This is a genomic window from Bacillus sp. ME78, from assembly GCF_903970865.1.
Taxonomy (GTDB): domain Bacteria; phylum Bacillota; class Bacilli; order Bacillales; family Bacillaceae_G; genus Bacillus_A; species Bacillus_A cereus.
The window spans coordinates 1-16,304 of the sequence record NZ_CAJCKK010000020.1 but is presented as its reverse complement, the minus strand read 5'-3'; the positions used below and the strand labels follow the sequence as shown (position 1 = coordinate 16,304).

Genomic DNA, 16,304 nt, shown 5'->3' with positions numbered 1-16,304 from the left:
GAGAGTATAGTGGATCAACAGTTTATAAAAGGTATACCTTTTTCAACTTTAGAATATGCAAAAGCTATAAGTTTATTAAAAGGTTGGATACATGAACAACAAGAGAAACCAAGGTTTGTAGTAACTGCAAATCCTGAAATTGTTATGTCTGCAAAGGAAAATACGGAAAAATCAAAGCAGTTTAAAAAGATGTTACTATCTGCGGATTTAATAACAGCGGACGGGATTGGTGTCATAATTGGCTCGAAAATATTAAAAGGAACTTTGAAAGAACGTGTTACTGGGGCGGATTTAACTCACGATTTAATAAAATATTGTAACGACAATGAATATCGTGTCTTTCTTTTTGGAGCCGCTCCAGAAAGTAATAAAAAGGCATTAGAAAAATTAAATGAGCAGTTCCCAGGAGCACAGTTTAAAGGACAGCATGGATTTGTAAATGGTGAAGAAATAGAAAAAATAAAAATAAAAATTAAGCAATTCAAGCCGCATTTACTACTCGTAGGACTAGGTTCACCAAAACAAGAAGAGTTCATCTATGAAAACATACAAACATTAAACGTTCCGCTATCTATTGGTATCGGAGGCATGATTGATATAATATCTGGTACTGTAAAAAGAGCACCGAAAATGATGAGGGATACTGGAACTGAATGGCTGTATAGGTTACTCTCACAGCCGAAAAGATTGAAGAGGCAACTTGTACTTCCGAAATTTTTATTGTCGGTTATGTTAGAGAGAGTGAAAGGAATGCCAAGCTAAGAAAGGACAAGTAAGATGATAGAGCCGTTATCTAATGAAAAAGCTACAATGATTTTTCAAGAGCTGAAAGTAGAATGTGAAACTTTATTTGAATTTAAAATTCGAAATGCAATACCTATTCATCGTGGTTGGCTAAATTTGAAGTGGAAACTCGAAACGGATGCAGGGGATTTTGTATTAAAGCAATATAATCAAGAACGGTACAAAATGTATAACTCAGACCTTTTAATACAAGCATTACAACAACAGCAAAGATTACATAATAATGGTGTAAGTTGTCCAAGGGTATTAATTTATAAAAATAATGTAATGCATATATCAAAAAGTGATGAAAGATTTATAGTATTAGAACATAAGGAAGGTAGCTTAGTTTCACCAGGAAAAGTGAATCAAAAGGAAATTCACTCTCTTGGTCAGACGATAGGTTATATGCATAACTTGTTAAATGATGGCTCTTTAATAAAAGGAGAAAATCCTAAATTTGTTCCACCTACTAAAGAGGCGAGATTGAAACATTGGGAAGAAAAAATGAGAGAAGTAGAGAAGCTAGGAAAAGAGCACATTCTCTCTTATATAAAATTACAGCAAGAAGCAACACAATTGGTAAATACAGAACAATTTCATAATAGCCAACGGGGATGGGTGCACCGTGATTTATGGGTAGATAATTTCTTGTTTCTTAATGATAAAGTATCAGCGATTCTTGATTTTGATCGCATGGATTACGATTATGTAGAGTTAGATATTGGCCGTGTAGTTATATCGTGCGCATTAAGTGACGGAGTATTAAATAAGAGTCTTGTTGCATCATTTTTAGAAGGGTACCGAAATGAAGTAGACTTTCCAGTAGGGAATATTGTTCGGGCAATTCAAATGCTTTGGTACATGGAGAGTACTTGGTGGATCCATGCCAATATGGATCAGCATAGTGTACCACCTTAACGCTTTGCAGATGAAATGAATTGGATAGCTGAAAATTATAGTGTATTACATAATATATTGGCCGACTTATAAAAAAAGAGGAGACTACATACATGAACAGAATCGGCATTATTGGAGCAATGCAAATTGAAATAGATTTACTTTTAGAAAAACTAGTTATACAAGAGGAACAGACAATAGCGGGAATGCCTTTTTATATTGGAGAATTCATGGGAATAGAAGTAATTATTACACGTTCTGGTGTAGGGAAAGTAAATGCAGCTGCATGCGCGCAAACATTAATTCATAAATTTGATGTAGACTCTATCATTAATACGGGCGTTGCTGGCGGATTACATTCAGATGTAAAAGTCGGCGATATAGTTATTTCAACGAATGTTACTCATCATGATGTAAGTAAAACTCAAATGAAAAACTTATTTCCGTTCCAAGAGGAATTTATTGCAAGTAAGGAATTGGTAGAGTTAGCACGTAAAGCTTGTATTAGTAGTAGTTTACAGATTGCAGTTCATGAAGGAAGAATTGTCAGCGGTGAATGTTTTGTTGAAGATTCAAAGTTAAAGGCGAAATTAATAGACGAATACGCACCTCATTGTACAGAAATGGAAGGGGCAGCAATTGGACATGTTGCCTATATAAATGATATACCGTTTCTCATTATAAGATGTATTTCTGACAGCGCAGATGATGAAGCTCAAATTTCTTATGATGACTTCGCGAAAACTGCTGCGAATTATTGCTCAGAAATTATTATTGAGATGCTTAAAAATATATCTGGTAAAACCATAGTCCAAAAGGAGAGATAGGAATGTTACAAGCATTAATTTTTGATATGGATGGTACGTTATTTCAAACAGATAAAATTTTAGAATTATCATTAGATGATACTTTTGATCACTTAAGATCATTACAATTATGGGATACAGTAACACCAATTGATAAATATAGAGAAATTATGGGTGTGCCGTTACCGAAAGTTTGGGAAGCTTTATTACCAGACCATTCTATTGAAATAAGAGAACAAACAGATGCATATTTTTTAGATAGACTTATTGAAAACATAAAAAGCGGAAAAGGCGCTTTATATCCAAATGTAAAAGAAATATTTACATATATAAAAGAAAATAATTGTTCCATTTACATTGCTAGTAATGGTTTGAAAGAATATTTACGAGCAATCGTAACTTATTATGCTTTAGACAAGTGGGTGATTGAAACGTTTAGTATTGAACAAATACAATCGCTAAATAAAGGTGACTTAGTTAAAAGTATTATGAACAAATATGATATAAAAGAGGCAGCGGTAGTTGGTGACCGGCTATCTGATATAAATGCAGCGAAAGACAACGGTTTACTTGCAATTGGGTGTAATTTTGATTTTGCGCAAGAAGATGAACTTGCTCAGGCTGATGTAGTAATAGATGATTTAATGGAGTTGAAGGGGATATTACCTGCTGTACAGAGGTAAATAAAGTGTGTGCGTTTTTTGCCAAGTCCTATATGTCTTAGTTTATGGAGGGAATATGATTAAAAATAATTTTAAAATTAGTAATATTCCTGCGGTTTTATGGGGAGATAAGAGTGATAAAATTTTTATTGCAGTACATGGAAATATGTCAAATAAGGAAGATACAATTATTCAAATATTAGCTGAAGAAGCCAAACAAAAAGGTTATCAAGTATTAAGCTTTGATTTACCTGAGCATGGAGAAAGAAAAGATGATAATACTCCTTGCCAAGTACAGATTTGTGTTAGTGAATTATCTATAATTATGAATTATGCAAAAGAACATTGGAAAGAAATAAACGTGTTTGCATGTAGTATGGGAGCGTATTTTAGCCTTTTAGCTTATCAAAATGATGTGGTAGAAAAGGCATTATTTTTATCACCAGTAGTTAATATGGAACGAATTATCGAAAATATGATGAAATGGTTTAATGTAACACCAGAGCTTTTGCAAAAAGAAATGATTATAGAGACACCTATTGGTCAAAAGTTATATTGGGATTATTTATGCTATGTAAAAGAACATCCTATTAATATATGGAATATAGATACATATATTATGTACGGAGCCAAGGATGAACTGTGCGAATTTGAAACTATTAACTATTTTACAAAAAAACATCGTTGTGAATTAGAAGTTATGGAGACGGGTGAACATTACTTTCATACTGAAGAACAGTTAAAGATATTTGAACAGTGGTTACACAAACATATCGATTAACAAATTACAATTTATTTTGAACCTGTTAGAGAAGAATGAGAAATATATAAACTTATAGTATATTTGAGAGAATTTATAAATGGTGAATGTATACACTTAAACAAACACATGCTTTAATTCGATAAGAATTAAACAACTTTAAAGAGCCTTATCACACACTAGATTGTAGCAAGGCTCTTATATTTTCATAATAAAATTAATCAACTGTATTATCGGTTTAGATATGAAGTGAAGAATACGCACGCTATAAATTACATAAAGTAACAACCATAAAAATGCTCAGAATAAATGATTCTCGAGCATTTTATATATTTTCGTACTTAGGGGGAATGGACTTGAAAGATATACATATTCAACAAATAGAAAATTTAATGGGATATGAATTCAGTCATCTCGTTCAAGACAGTGAAGAAGAAGGTTTTAATTTCCTTATAAGGCTAATAAGTGAATATAAAAACGAAATAAATACATTCAATAAAACTGGAGAATGTTTATATGGTATTTTTCAAGGTGATATGTTAATTGGAGTTGGAGGTTTAAATGAGGATCCGTACACAAAAGACAATAAGATTGGGCGGTTAAGGAGATTTTATATTTCAAGGGATTATCGGCGTTTAGGGTTAGGGAACTTATTATTAAACCAACTATTATGTCATGCGGAAAAGTATTTTGAAGTGATTGTTTTACATACTGACACGAAGCAAGGGGATGTGTTTTATACTGCGAATGGATTTGTAAAAGGGGGATTATATAAGGGATCGAGTCACTACAAACTATTATAGAGATTGCTATCCAAATAATAGCTACGAACAGGTATTTTAGTTGGTAAATCGATATATCTTAAAAATCGCTGATATATGAAGTTGCGATCCTTATATTAAAAACAACTTTTATAATTTCATTTACTAAATTGTTATTATAAAAAAGAGCACCTTAGCTTTTAAAATTTAGCTTATAAGGTGACTCCTTTTCAGTCAATTACGTTTTAACGTTCATTTGTTTCAATAATAATCCTGGTTTACCTTTTACATAATAAAAATGCGGATTATTTTCATCATCATAAAGCATAATATAAGGCTTTTCATTTAGTGGGAGCAGTATAAGTACTTCGTCTATTGTAGTGTGTAACCATTGATTAGTAATAGAAACCGGCTTAGATAATGGGATTTTTATCATATAGCCATCTTTTGGAACGACATTTAAGTTTTTAAATGGACCAGTAATTGCTTTAGCGTATTGAACTGCTTCTTTTTGGACTATTGGATCTAAAGATTGTTTTTGAATGACCATTTCTTTTTGACAATCAAACACTTCAATTTGTTGATTTGTATTTGCTAATGCATTTGTTGATAATAGAAATAAAAGAAGAGAAATGACCCCGATTTTTTTTATCATAATACAACACCTCACCATTACTATCCCCTCAAAAGCTTTAAATATTTTTCTGTCACATTCATGTAACAAAGATGTTGTATGATACAATTGGTTTTTGTTTAAAAGCAATGGAGGAAAAAATATGAAAGTTTTAATTGCAGATGACGAACAAGATATGTTAAGAATTTTAAAAGCTTATTTTGAAAAAGAAGGCTTCGAAGTTTTATTAGCGAAAGACGGAGAGGAAGCACTTCAAATATTTTATGATGAAAAAATTGATTTAGCTATTTTGGATTGGATGATGCCAAAACATAGTGGTATTACTGTCTGTCAGGAAATAAAAAAGAATTCAAGCGTAAAAGTATTAATGCTTACGGCGAAAAGTGAAAGTGAAGATGAATTAGCAGCACTTCAAAGCGGGGCAGATGAGTACGTGAAAAAACCATTTCATCCAGGAGTACTAATTACGCGAGCGAAAAAACTTATTCAGCATGATGATATTATTCAAGTACAAGATGTAAAGATAAATTTCGCCAAAAATAAAGTATATAAAAATGATATAGAGTTAGAAATTACAAAAACAGAGCTCGAATTAATAAAATGCTTTTTAAATCATAAAGGAACGATTTTAACTCGTAAAAAATTGCTAGATATTGTATGGGGATTTGACTATTTTGGAGAAGAGAGAACGGTTGATACACATGTAAGAAGGCTGCGTAAAAAAATTGGAGAAAATATTATTAAGACGCATCGCGGGCTGGGCTATAGTTTGGAGGAACAAAGTGAATAAACTTGGGAAAAAGTTATTTTTAAGTATTTCTGCAACTGTTATTCTCATCTTTATGATTTCATTATTATTCATTAACAATCTCTTACCGAACTATAATATTTATAAAACACGTGAAAACTTAAATAAATTTACAACACAAATACAAAATACAACAGTGGAAAATATAGAGGATGTTATTCATACAATTGAAAGTGAAAATAACGTTACAATTGCGTATACGCCAATTAATCAGTCAGAAGATGCTATGAACGAAGCGTTACGCATGCAACTTACGAAAAAGAAAGTAACTTTAAATAAGCTTTGGATTACGAAAGACGAAGTTATGAAAGTGAAGACGGAAGGGCAATCGAATAAACTGTACGATCAAGGAAAGGTAAAAGCGAGTTTTTTTGCTAAATATATTGCGAAAGATGATACGATAATTTTAATTGGGACTTCCATTGCGAATTCAAATGAAATTATAAATACGTTAAATACATTTTACTTATACATCGTATGTTTCTCGCTCCTTCTTATTATTTTACTTGTGTGGATACTTTCAAAAATAATAACGACGCCACTGAAGGAGCTAAGTGATGTGGCTCAGGATATTTCACATTTGCAGTTTAAAAGAACGAAAGTGAAAACGAATGATGAAATAGGAGAGTTGGCCAATAGTATTAATATCATGAGTGAAAAACTACATGAAGCACATCAAGACTTAACTGATCGTAATGAACATTTAAAACGATTTATGGGTGATGTAACGCATGAATTAAAGACACCGATCGCATTAGTAAAAGCATACTCTATGGGGATTAAAGATGGATTAGATGATGGGACTTATGTAGATACAATTATTAAACAAACAGATCAAATATCAAACTTAATTGAAGAACTATTACGATTTTCTAAACTAGAAAGAGATATTTTACAAAAAGAAGAATTCCCCATTGAACCACTGGTCCAGAGTATATTAGATAAGCATCAGATTGACCTGGATTCGAAAGCAATTGACTTGCAAGTAAACTGTAATACGGGTGATACAATCGTTTATGCAGATTTAAATAAAATGAGAATGGTATTTCAAAATTTAATTTCTAATGCAATAAAATATACAGCAAATCAAAGCATAATAATTACTTTAGAAGATAGAAATAAAAGTATATATTTTCAAATAAAAAATGGCATTCATACGGATAAAATTAAAGATATCGAGAAAATTTGGGAGCCTTTTTACGTACTAGAATCTTCTCGTAGTAAAGAAAAATCAGGTACAGGATTAGGACTAGCGATAGTGAAAAGTATTTTAGAAAGACATGGTTTTGAATATGGAGTTTCCTCTATAAATGGAGAAATTCAATTTTATATAAATGTGAAAAAGGACTAACGAAAATTTAGTCCTTTTTGCAGCTTTAGAGGTTAGCGATACAGGATGAATCACCATAATTTTCAAAATTGATGTATTAAATGGAGAATTAGCAAATGTTCTACTTTCATTAAATTCACGTGAAGTTCACAGGGAAACGTTATATTTACATAGTTACATTTGAATTTAATGAAGTGAGGTATTCGGATTTGAAAAGAAAGAAATTAGTAATTGGTAGCATTTTAATGGGGATGACGTTATCTTTATCTGCATGTGGTTCATCAGATAATATTGTAACTACAAAATCAGGAAGCATTTCAGAAAGTGATTTTAACAAAAAATTAAAAGAAAACTATGGTAAACAGAATTTATCTGAAATGGTAGTAGAGAAAGTATTAAATGATAAATATAAAGTTACGGATGAAGAGGTAACGAAACAACTGAAAGAATTAAAAGACAAGATGGGCGATAATTTTAATACATATATGGAATCTAATGGTGTGAAAAATGAAGATCAGTTGAAAGAGAAATTAAAGCTTACTTTCGCTTTTGAAAAAGCTATTAAAGCAACCGTAACGGAAAAAGATATTAAAGATCACTATAAGCCAAAGCTTCAAGTTAGCCATATTTTAGTGAAAGATGAAAAGACAGCAAAAGAAATTAAAGAAAAATTAAATAGTGGCGAAGATTTCGCGGCATTGGCTAAACAATATTCAGAGGATCCAGGTTCTAAAGAAAAAGGTGGAGAACTATCTGAATTTGGACCAGGTATGATGGTGAAAGAATTTGAGGATGCTGCATATAAGTTAGAAGTTGGTCAATTGAGTGAACCTGTTAAATCTTCTTTCGGATATCATATTATTAAGTTAACGGATAAAAAAGAGCTTAAACCATATGAGGAAGAGAAAGAGAATATTCGTAAAGAATTAGAACAGCAACGTATACAAGATCCTCAATTCCATCAACAAGTTACTAGAGATCTGCTTAAAAATGCAGATATAAAGGTATCTGATAAAGACTTGAAAGATACCTTTAAAGAGTTAGAAAAATAATAAATGGAATGTAAGACAATCGATAGAAATATCGGTTGTCTTTTTCTCTATTTTTCCGGCTATTTGCCGGGCAGTAAGACCCCAGAACTCAAAATTCAGCGGAAGCAAAGAAGTTAGGTGTGGACCCCGCTGCCCGTAAACGCCCGATTGGTGAGGGCTCACTTTATATAGAAGCTGGGAGTGGGAAAATACTTTCACACCTGTATTGAATTTTACTTAACAAGAAATCTTTGAGTTTCTCAACTATTATATAAAAATAAAACCGAATTTTCAGTTATTTTGTTATATAGTAAAAGAGAACGAATAAGGGGAGGGAACATTTTGAGTAAAAAGAAAATGGCAATTACACTGTCAGCAATGCTATCTGCAACAATTATACCTAGCTTTACTATGGATGTGCATGCAGAGAAGAAAGAAGAGACTAAAAATACGAAAATTGAATTAGAAAATGGGATGACAAAGCCGATTTATTCTCTCGATGAAGCTATTATCGAAAATTTATATGTAGAGACAGAAGTTGATAGTGATCGCGACGGTAAGAAAGACAGAGTATCGATAAAAGTTATGCGTCCAAAGACAGATTCGAATGTGAAGGTTCCTGTTATTTATGAAATGAGTCCATATCGATCTGGATTAAAAGATGTTCCTGTATATAATGTAGATGAAGAATTGTATGCGTATGAAGGAAAACCGTATGGAGCGGTTAATCTTGGTTCGTATGGGAACTATTACGTGCCAAGAGGTTATGCAGTTATTCTAGGCGAAAGTATCGGTACTGGAAAATCAGATGGATGCCCTACAACTGGAGATGAACAAGAAATACTCGGTACAAAGTCTGTTATTGATTGGGTAAACGGTCGCGCGAAAGCATTTACAGAACAGGGTGAGGAAGTTCAGGCAAATTGGTCTACAGGAAATGTAGGTATGACTGGAGTTTCTTATAATGGTACACTACCAAATGCTGTTGCGACTACTGGAGTTGAAGGTTTAAAAACAATTATTCCAATCGCAGCAATTAGTAGTTGGTATGATTATTATCGTGCAAATGGTGCAGTAATTGCGCCAGGCGGATATCAAGGAGAAGATACAGATAATATGGCAGAAGCAGTACTGACAAGGGAAAATCCTGAAGTTTGCGGACAAGTTATAAAAGAGTTAACGGCTGGACAAGACCGAAAAACAGGTAATTATAATGATTTTTGGGATAAACGCAATTATGTAAAAGATGCTAAAAATGTAAAAGCAAGCGTATTTGTTGTTCATGGTTTAAATGATTGGAATGTTAAGACGAAGCAGTTCGCACAATGGTGGGATGCACTCGGAGAAAATAATGTTCCTCGTAAAATGTGGCTACACCAAGGTGGTCATGGTGGGACATCAAGTAATAACTGGCAGCAAACACAAAATAAATGGTTAGATTATTGGTTGTACGGAATTGAAAATGGAATTATGGATGAACCAATGGTTGATGTGCAAAGAGAAAATAAATCGTGGCAAAAGATAAAAAATTGGCCAGATCCAGCGGCTGTACCTTCAAAAATCCGTATGTATTTAAGTAATAAATCAGTCAATTTTCCACTAAGTATGGGATCGGCTAATAAAGTTTTCTCATTCTTAGATGATGCACAAATGAAATCAAATCAATTAGTAGCAAACCCAGAATTAGAAGTAGCCAATCGATTAGTATATACAATGCCTGTACTTCAAAAAGATACACGCATAAGTGGTACACCAAAGATTTCAATTACAGGAAATATTGATCGATCTGTATCAAATTTAACAGCATTACTTGTTGACTATGGAGGAACGAAGCCGGAAATCGTAACGAGGGGCTGGATGGATCCACAAAACTTGAATAATATAGAAGATTCAACAGCGATTCAACCGGGCAAAGATTATACATTCACATGGGACATGCAGCCAGATGATTATGTCTTTAAAGCTGGACATCAAATAGGGGTCGTTTTAATTGCTAGCGACTATGATTATACAATTAGACCGAAAGCGGGCACGAAACTTACAGTGAAATTAAGTGAAGTGACATTGCCGATTGTGAAATAAATATTTTTTCCAAAGAGCTTACTAAAGTAAGCTTTTTGTTTTATAGTCTGAATTTTTAATTTTATATTTCAAATTGGAAGGTTATGTAATACAATATCATTATATTCTATGGAAAGTGAGTGATATATTATGACAGTCAGCTCTTTCGAAAGCGCATTAAAATTAGAGGTACGAGAAGATTAGTTGAATTGGAATCTTCCGTACGTAAAAACGGAGGAGAAAATAAATGTTTAGTTTTTATAGTACACTTTGTACGGAACTGTATGATTACACAAAACCAGTCGGTTATTCTTTAAATGGTGATATTGAGTATTACAAAGAACGTTTAAAAGATTGTAGAGGTAGAATTCTCGAAGCTGCAGTAGGTTCAGGGCGTGTCATCATTCCGCTTCTAGAGGCTGGTTTTAAAGTGGATGGGATAGATTATTCACCTGAAATGCTTGATTCTTGCCGTAAGCGGTGTAAAGAGAGAGGCTTACATCCTAATTTATATGAAGGAAGCTTGCAACAATTTTCACTTCCGCATAAATATGAGGCAATTATCATTCCTACTGGATCTTTTTGTTTAATTGAAAATCGTGTGGATTCTATAAACGCATTGAAATGTTTTTATGAACATCTTAATCCAGGCGGACGATTAATTGTAGATATTATGCTTCCGCATGACTGGAAGACTGGGGAAATTCATACATCGACTTTTTCTTTGCCGAGTGGAGACGGAATCACATTAGAAAATAAATCAATTGAAATAGATTGGCTGAACCAAGTTACTGTGTCATATTTGAAATATGAAAAGTGGAGTAAAGGACAGTTAGTACAAACAGAATTGCAACGCTTTGCGCTGCGCTGGTATGGAATAGAAGAGTTTAAACTTCTTTTAGAAAGTATAGGTTTCTCTAATATTACTTGCTCTGCTGAATATGATTATGAAAAAGAACCGTCAAATGCAAATCAAATGATTACTTTTGAAGCTGTGCGAAAAGAATAGAACTAAAACTATGAATAAAAAATAAGGCGATCGATTTAAAATCGGCTGCCTTATTTTTTATTTTATGTAATGGTTTATAGAGAAAGATTGGAGGGAAATAAATGAAACTTATATTAATATTTGGCCCACAAGCAGTTGGAAAAATGACAGTGGGGCAAGAATTAGCAACATTAACCGGTTTAAAACTTTTTCATAACCACATGACAATTGATTTAGTAAGTCCAATTTTTGATTACAGTACGAAAGAAGCAAAAAGACTAGTAAGTTTATTTCGTAATGAAATATTTGAAGAAGTATCTAAAAGTGATTTATCTGGAATGATTTTTACGTATATATGGGCATTTGACCTCCAAGCGGATTGGGATTATATACATCATGTAGAAAGTATTTTTGAATCAAAAGGTGGGACAGTGTATTTTGTAGAGCTGGAAGCGGAATTAGATGAAAGATTAGAACGAAATAAAAGCCCGAATAGATTAGAACATAAACCGAAAAAAAGAGATATTGAGTGGTCTGAAAATAATTTGAAAGAAACGATGAAAAAGCATAGATTAAACTCTCTTCATGGTGAAATTGAAAAAGAAGAGTATATAAAAATTAATAACACGTATTTGAGTGCAAAAGAAGTAGCGGAAATGATTAAAGAGAAGTTTCAATTGTGAAATTTATGAAGTCTATTTCGTTTTCGTTGTCCAAGCATTCTCCTACTAATTACATATACTATTTATGTTAAAGTCGGCTACTATTTTATATAGGGCTGTTATTTTCCTATAAATGCTATTTTAGTGAAGTGGGAGGAATCAATTTGGAAAACGTAGAACAAGATAGAATTGAAAATCAAGTGTATTCAAATCGTGTAGTAAGATCAGAATTTGATTCGAATTGGGAAACTTGTATATCAAAGAGTGGTTATGTAATTTATGTAGCAACAAGTAATAATGCTGAAGTAATAGTACTTCTTGCAGATGGTTCAAGTAAATTATTAATTTTCGAAAAAGGTGGTAAAGTAGTAGTAGGTGGCGGTGGAACAAGTCATTACAGTAAGCCACATATTGCAAGAAATATTTAAGGTAAAACATGTTAATTGAGAAGAAGCTGGAAGACGGTTAGTCATTCATATTTAGAGAATGACTAACGGTTTTTAAATGTAGTTTTTGAAGAATTATATAACCAATATAAAAAGCATTTCCTATTTCGGGAAATGCTTTTTATATGTTATAGTATAATAGTGTTTTAAAACAATGTTATTTTAATATATTTCAAATTTTGTTATGTATTATTTTTATATTAAATTAGCACCTAAAGTATTTTTTTATATAAGGAGTAGTAATTAGAGAAATGAAAAATATAGACTTTATACTAGAAAGTGATGAGGCATTAAAACCGTCTGAACGATTAGTACTATTATTATTAGAGAAGCATAGAATGTTATATACGAACGATCTATTGGCATTATCGAATTTATCATATAAAACATTAACAGATTCATTAACGGCGCTTGTTTTAAAATCGTATGTGTTAAAGGAAACAGGTAAGGGAAGAAGACAGAATTGCTATAGATTAGTATGATAAGGCAGCTGTTTTAGAGATTTTTACATATGTTTTTTAATCGTAAGGCGAAAATGTGTTTTTGATTTTCAAACGAAAAACTTACTATAAGAGGGGCTAAGATAGTAGTATTTCATTTTTGTAAGTGTAATTATTTCGTCATTGAAAATGCTAAAATAAAATAAACCGCATAAAACAGAAATAAAAAAACAATCCATTTTTAAAATGGATTGTTTTTTTATTGGAATAATATTATTTGATATGTTGAAAGCATGAATAGCAGAATAAACATTACCTGTTTTAGTTCATGCAACTGAACGAATATGATGAAAACTATGTGTATAGTTTTTTTAATTGCTTTTTTCAGTAACTCTAATGAAATCATAGTCTTTATTGTTTAAAGGTATTATTTTTAACATTATTGCTATTCAACATTTAGTACAAAAGTGATTTATAATATTATTATGTAAACTTAAGTTTTTAAAAGGAAAATGTAATAATTAATAGAACATGTAGAAGGGGATGCTTAAATATTTTGAAGGATAGGAGATTATTATGGAGCATTTACAATCAATAGCACAAGCTGTTTTAAGTGGTCATAAGGAAAAAGTAGTGGAGTTTATAAAGGCGAGTCTAAGTATTGTTAACGAATGTAGTGAAGATGGATGGACACCACTTCATTTAGCAGCTTATTTTGGACAGAAAGAAATAGCGAGTTTTCTTTTAGAAAGCGGTGCAGATATACATAGTAGAGCGAAAAACGAAAATGAAAATACGCATTTGCAAGCAGCAATTGCGAACAAGCAAAGTGAACTTGTTGCTTTCTTAATTGAAAAAGGATCAGATGTAAATATTATGCAAAGTGGTGGCTGGACAGGACTTCACGAAGCGGCATTATTAGGAAATGAAGAAATAATTATGTTACTCCTTAAAAATGGAGCTAATAAGATGATAAAAAAAAATGATGGGAAAACAGCGTATGATATTGCATTAGAAAAAGGATATGATCATCTATTACATCATTTGAAACAGGAAGTGAACTTATGATGAATAAATGGAGTGTTGGTATATTTTTATTTAATGAAGTAGAAGTGTTAGACTTTGCAGGGCCATTTGAAGTTTTTTCTGTAACTGAGGTGAATGAAGAAAAACCATTTACTGTTTATACCGTTAGCGAGAATGGGGAAATGATTACAGCAAGGAACGGATTGAAGGTACAGCCAGATTATAGTATTGAAAATTTATTACCAGTGGATATTTTAATAATTCCGGGTGGGCTAGGTGCTAGAGAATATGAAATAAAAAATGAAATAGTAATAAAATGGATTGGCCAGCAAATGAAAGAAGTAAAGCTGATGACGTCAGTTTGTACAGGAGCGCTATTACTGGCGAAAGCAGGTTTATTGGCAGGTTTAAAAGCAACAACACATTGGGCTAGTATTGAAAAGTTTAAAAATGAGTTTCAAAATGTTGAAGTTATAGAAAATGTAAAGTTTGTAGATGAAGGACATATTATAACATCTGCCGGAATTTCAGCTGGAATTAATATGGAATTTCATATTGTGAAAAACTTGTTAGGTGTGCATGTTGCGGAGGACGCAGCGAAGCGAATGGAGTATGATATTAGTTTGCCAAATTAAAAAGCCCGGATTGGGCTTTTTATATTGAATGAATATAGTTAAGCTCTTCATCACTCAAAATAGGGCGAACAGATGCATTTGCATTTTCTTGTGCTTGCGTTCCTGACTTCGCACCAGGAATTACAACACTTACTGCCGGATGAGAGAGTACATAGCGAAGTGCAAGTTGCCCGAGGGTCTGATTTTTATTTGAGAGCAACCTAAGTTTTTCTACGGTTTGTAAGTCTTCTTGAAACCAAGTTTCATTTGGCCATTCTTTGCGTAAATCTCCATCTGGAAAAATTGTTTTATTTGTGAATTTTCCAGTTAAAATGCCCATTTTTAATGGACCACGAATAATAGCTCCTAGATTTTTCTCTTGTAAGAATGGTAATATATCTTTTTCTGGTTTTCGATTTAATATATTGTAATCAAGTTGTACGATATCAATTTCGTTGTTTTTATTGAAATGATGAATGTATTGTAAATCATGAGTCGAAACACCGACTGCTCTTACTTTGCCATCACGTTTTAATATGTCAAATGCACGTAGAAATGCTTCTGTTTCTCTACGATTATGCCACCAAATATGACAAAAATAAAGATCAATATAATCTGTTTGAAGACGTTGTAAACTTGTTTCGAATACGGCGATGATTTTTTCGGGAGTATCATATACAGGAACTCCATTAGGATCGTAGTGGTGTCCGATTAAACCACCTTTCGTTGATAGGATAATATTATTACGATGTCCTTTAATCGCGGTAGCTACCAACTTTTCACTATGTCCTAAACCATACACATCCGCAGTATCAATAAAATTCACACCACACTCAATTGCTTTTTTTATAGCAGTTATAGATTGTTTATCGTTAACAGGTCCCCATTCATCACCACCGATTGCCCATGCCCCAAAACCTATTTCAGAAACAGTTATTCCAGTTTTACCTAATGTGCGGTAATGCATATTTCCCCTCCTTGTAAGCATGTTATAACATGGATATGTGGGGAAGGAATTTTGTGTGTAAAAAAACTCTTCTACAATAGTAGAAAAAGAATTACAGAAACTACTATTTTATAGCAGCATACATAAAAAATTTCGATGTAAATATGGAAATGTCGTCGAATGCTATCTTTAATTGGTTAATTTATGGGATATTTTTGTGAAGGAGTTTATTTTATAAGAATAGAATTTAGTTTAGTAAGAAAACGTGCCGATGGTAGTGAAAAATATGGGTTAGGGGGATTTGAATGAGGAAACTCAAACGAGTAAATGTTCCTAATATACCAGAGCAATCATCACAACCTAGTGACAAGCGTAAGATAAATAAAAAGAAGTTAAGGCGTCTTATTTTAATGGTCCTTTTTATTGCGGCAGCTACTCTGTACGTTCAATATATTTTAACGAAACAACAAGAAGTAATTGATAAAAAGAAAGATACGATTACGGATCAAAAGAAACAATTAGTATCTTTAAAGAAAGATAAAGGTTCTTTAAAGACTAACATAGAAAATTTAACAATCGGAAGAGAGTCGTGTAGGGAAAGAGTGTAAAAAAACGTACAAAAATAGAGTGGCTATGCGAGATCGAC

17 protein-coding genes and 1 pseudogene are annotated in these 16,304 nt (G+C 32.4%); 16 read left to right on the top strand and 2 right to left on the bottom strand.

Annotated features, from left to right (window positions below; genetic code table 11):
* The first annotated feature begins 9 nt into the window (after positions 1 to 9).
* From H6481_RS19645 to H6481_RS19620, 6 genes and pseudogenes are all read left to right on the top strand, one after another.
* Complete coding sequence (locus tag H6481_RS19645) at positions 10 to 762, top strand: WecB/TagA/CpsF family glycosyltransferase (RefSeq protein WP_000372649.1); 753 nt, start codon at positions 10 to 12, stop codon at positions 760 to 762.
* 15 nt (positions 763 to 777) lie between these two features.
* A pseudogene (locus H6481_RS19640) lies at positions 778 to 1,776 on the top strand (phosphotransferase).
* A gap of 20 nt (positions 1,777 to 1,796) precedes the next feature.
* Positions 1,797 to 2,510 carry a 5'-methylthioadenosine/adenosylhomocysteine nucleosidase gene (locus tag H6481_RS19635; protein ID WP_001079715.1) on the top strand — a complete coding sequence of 238 codons (714 nt, stop codon included), beginning with the start codon at positions 1,797 to 1,799 and terminating at the stop codon, positions 2,508 to 2,510.
* Between the two features lie 2 nt (positions 2,511 to 2,512).
* Positions 2,513 to 3,172: an HAD hydrolase-like protein gene (locus tag H6481_RS19630; protein ID WP_000938413.1), complete on the top strand. Its 660-nt coding sequence runs from the start codon at positions 2,513 to 2,515 to the stop codon at positions 3,170 to 3,172.
* Positions 3,173 to 3,227: 55 nt separating this feature from the next.
* A complete protein-coding gene (locus H6481_RS19625; protein WP_023522219.1) occupies positions 3,228 to 3,932 on the top strand; it encodes an alpha/beta hydrolase in 705 nt (234 codons plus the stop codon).
* 329 nt (positions 3,933 to 4,261) lie between these two features.
* Positions 4,262 to 4,714, top strand: coding sequence for a GNAT family N-acetyltransferase (locus tag H6481_RS19620; protein ID WP_072938748.1), 453 nt, complete (start codon positions 4,262 to 4,264; stop codon positions 4,712 to 4,714).
* Positions 4,715 to 4,910: 196 nt separating this feature from the next.
* Here H6481_RS19620 and H6481_RS19615 read toward each other — a convergent pair whose 3' ends face one another.
* Positions 4,911 to 5,327, bottom strand: a complete 417-nt coding sequence (locus H6481_RS19615) for a hypothetical protein (protein WP_000591776.1) — start codon at positions 5,325 to 5,327, stop codon at positions 4,911 to 4,913.
* A 121-nt stretch (positions 5,328 to 5,448) separates the two neighbouring features.
* Between H6481_RS19615 and H6481_RS19610 the strand changes: the two genes are divergently transcribed.
* The 10 genes from H6481_RS19610 (at position 5,449) to H6481_RS19565 (ending at position 14,733) form a co-directional block, all read left to right on the top strand.
* Positions 5,449 to 6,096, top strand: coding sequence for a response regulator transcription factor (locus tag H6481_RS19610; RefSeq protein WP_000865979.1), 648 nt, complete (start codon positions 5,449 to 5,451; stop codon positions 6,094 to 6,096).
* The gene (locus H6481_RS19605) at positions 6,089 to 7,465 is read left to right on the top strand and encodes a HAMP domain-containing sensor histidine kinase (RefSeq protein ID WP_001037238.1); all 1,377 of its coding nucleotides are present in this window, start codon (positions 6,089 to 6,091) and stop codon (positions 7,463 to 7,465) included. The genes H6481_RS19610 and H6481_RS19605 overlap by 8 nt, the downstream gene beginning before the upstream one ends.
* Before the next feature lie 188 nt (positions 7,466 to 7,653).
* Positions 7,654 to 8,496, top strand: a complete 843-nt coding sequence (locus tag H6481_RS19600; protein WP_001987511.1) for a peptidylprolyl isomerase PrsA — start codon at positions 7,654 to 7,656, stop codon at positions 8,494 to 8,496.
* A gap of 321 nt (positions 8,497 to 8,817) precedes the next feature.
* Positions 8,818 to 10,557 (top strand): Xaa-Pro dipeptidyl-peptidase, encoded by a 1,740-nt coding sequence (locus tag H6481_RS19595; protein ID WP_182812893.1) that lies wholly within the window; start codon positions 8,818 to 8,820, stop codon positions 10,555 to 10,557.
* 226 nt (positions 10,558 to 10,783) lie between these two features.
* Complete coding sequence (locus tag H6481_RS19590; protein ID WP_182812891.1) at positions 10,784 to 11,545, top strand: class I SAM-dependent methyltransferase; 762 nt, start codon at positions 10,784 to 10,786, stop codon at positions 11,543 to 11,545.
* Between the two features lie 101 nt (positions 11,546 to 11,646).
* Positions 11,647 to 12,207: an AAA family ATPase gene (locus tag H6481_RS19585; protein ID WP_000767062.1), complete on the top strand. Its 561-nt coding sequence runs from the start codon at positions 11,647 to 11,649 to the stop codon at positions 12,205 to 12,207.
* Between the two features lie 143 nt (positions 12,208 to 12,350).
* The gene (locus H6481_RS19580) at positions 12,351 to 12,614 is read left to right on the top strand and encodes a hypothetical protein (RefSeq protein WP_000432429.1); all 264 of its coding nucleotides are present in this window, start codon (positions 12,351 to 12,353) and stop codon (positions 12,612 to 12,614) included.
* Positions 12,615 to 12,883: 269 nt separating this feature from the next.
* A complete protein-coding gene (locus H6481_RS19575) occupies positions 12,884 to 13,114 on the top strand; it encodes a hypothetical protein (protein WP_000789031.1) in 231 nt (76 codons plus the stop codon).
* A gap of 534 nt (positions 13,115 to 13,648) precedes the next feature.
* Positions 13,649 to 14,140 (top strand): ankyrin repeat domain-containing protein, encoded by a 492-nt coding sequence (locus tag H6481_RS19570; protein ID WP_182812889.1) that lies wholly within the window; start codon positions 13,649 to 13,651, stop codon positions 14,138 to 14,140.
* Positions 14,137 to 14,733 carry a DJ-1/PfpI family protein gene (locus tag H6481_RS19565; RefSeq protein WP_182812887.1) on the top strand — a complete coding sequence of 199 codons (597 nt, stop codon included), beginning with the start codon at positions 14,137 to 14,139 and terminating at the stop codon, positions 14,731 to 14,733. Before H6481_RS19570 ends, H6481_RS19565 begins: the two co-directional genes overlap by 4 nt.
* Positions 14,734 to 14,752: 19 nt before the next feature.
* Here H6481_RS19565 and H6481_RS19560 read toward each other — a convergent pair whose 3' ends face one another.
* Positions 14,753 to 15,679, bottom strand: a complete 927-nt coding sequence (locus H6481_RS19560) for an aldo/keto reductase (protein ID WP_016081254.1) — start codon at positions 15,677 to 15,679, stop codon at positions 14,753 to 14,755.
* Positions 15,680 to 16,304 lie beyond the last annotated feature (625 nt).